Origin of the sequence: Pelagicoccus sp. SDUM812003 (genome assembly GCF_031127815.1) — a bacterium.
Taxonomy (GTDB): Bacteria; Verrucomicrobiota; Verrucomicrobiia; order Opitutales; family Opitutaceae; genus Pelagicoccus.
This window is the reverse complement of sequence record NZ_JARXHY010000056.1, coordinates 1-1,592: the sequence shown is the minus strand read 5'-3', so window position 1 is coordinate 1,592 and position 1,592 is coordinate 1. Positions and strand designations below refer to the sequence as shown.

General features: G+C 47.4%; 2 protein-coding genes. Both read right to left on the bottom strand.

What is annotated here, in order from left to right; translation table 11 throughout:
• Positions 1-163: 163 nt before the first annotated feature.
• A complete protein-coding gene (locus QEH54_RS22745) occupies positions 164-604 on the bottom strand; it encodes a hypothetical protein (RefSeq protein WP_309021029.1) in 441 nt (146 codons plus the stop codon).
• Between the two features lie 157 nt (positions 605-761).
• Positions 762-1,058, bottom strand: a complete 297-nt coding sequence (locus tag QEH54_RS22740) for a hypothetical protein (protein WP_309021028.1) — start codon at positions 1,056-1,058, stop codon at positions 762-764.
• Between the last annotated feature and the right edge of the window lie 534 nt (positions 1,059-1,592).

Sequence of the window (1,592 nt, the reverse complement as noted above, 5' to 3'; positions counted from 1 at the left end):
GTGACATCGAGCGCCAATCAAAGGTCTTCTCGAGGAAGTAGTTTGGATCGAACAGTTTTTCGTCAAAGTCAGTCATCTTTATTTTTTGCCAACGTGAAAGCCATACGCGGAAGTCAGCGCGGAGCGCTGGCTGGAGTTGTATGGGCTGACTGGTTGGAATATCTTACTTTTGAATACATGAGATGCTGTCCTCATCGGATGAGTCTAAGAGGAAAAAGCGAACGCCGGAGTCTTCGTGCCAAAAGAAAGCTTTAGCTGCGTAGATGTCTCTTTCCAGAAAACTACCTTCGGTTTCTGCGTCGATAGACATCTTGAATTGAAGGTCGAATGGGAAGTCTTCTGGTTCAACTATGTCGAATGTCACTTCAACTATCTTCCTTCCTTGGAGCGTGTCTCTTCGTGAGAAGCAGCAGAAACCTCTTTCCTCCGTGTCTGGTAGAAAATCTTCAAAGTCTTTTATGGTTTTGGGGGATTCGATGAAGCAGCCTAGGGATGCTTTCAACGTGTAGAGGAAAGTATCTGATTCAGTCTCTTCTCCGCTTGTCAGCGTCAATGGCTCGATAGCGAGAGCGAGTATGAGTATGCATCTGATAGTTCGTTTCATCGAGCTTTCCAACGTGAAGCTCATACGCGAGGGCTCAAAGAACCGTCGTGAAAGTCTCGGGATTGATTTGTCCTTGCTGGTTCCACAACTCGGGCGCTTGGCCCGAGTTGTATGGAGCGACTGGTTCTACCATTCTTTCTTTTCATTTCTCTTCAGGTTAGATCCTCGCTCGTTTCCTTCTTTCTTCTTTTCTTTCCTGCTTGTTTAGAAGGTGTTCTCGACTACTCAAAATGTCTTTTAAGTCTGAATACGCTTCTTTCCATTCTTCACTGTCCTTCACGTGAATTCTTCCGTCTGATCTTAGTTCGTCGATTTCTTCCGGAAGTAGATCCGTAAATTCGAATGACTCTTCGCATTCTCTGAGATGCTGAAGTCGAGTAAGCAGAGTTCCAGTGTGAAGCTCTTCGAGTTCGTTCTTTGGAATTGGCTGAACTGCATTCTTTCGCCTGATCATTTTTTGTAGAACGTGAAGCTGATACGCGAGGGCTAGGATGACGGTTGTGAAAGAGTAGGGGAAGATTCGTCCTTGCTGCGTCCACAACTCGGGCGCTTGGCCCGAGTTGTATCGAGCGCCTGGTTAGGGTTAATTACTTTCTTCATCGGTTGGGTTTCTTGTGCAGGATCTTCTTTCTTTTCGTCGGCTTGGTCAATCGTCGCGTCGGTTGGATTTCCTTTCCTCACGCTAACGCGTCCAGCCTGTTTGGCCGCAGGCCAAAGTGGCTATGTCTTTGGGCTCTCCTCCTCGAAATTGTTGACGAATAGTTCTGAAAGTCGACTGGTGGATACAGGGTTCAGTCGCTGCCCCAAGCAGCGGCTCGTCCCGAAAGCCACCACAAAGACTTGAAGATCTATTCGTCATTTCCGGTTGGATACACATTTTCATTTTTCTCCCTAACGTGAAAGCCATACGCGGAAGTCAGCGCGGAGCGCTGGCTGGAGTTGTATGGGCTGACTGGTTAGCATCTATTTCTTTCTGACGACTTGGAAG

Excerpts from the sequence above, each read along its gene's own strand:
- QEH54_RS22745 (WP_309021029.1), bottom strand. The coding sequence starts at position 604 with ATGAAACGAACTATCAGATGCATACTCATACTCGCTCTCGCTATCGAG.
- QEH54_RS22740 (WP_309021028.1), bottom strand. The coding sequence starts at position 1,058 with ATGATCAGGCGAAAGAATGCAGTTCAGCCAATTCCAAAGAACGAACTC.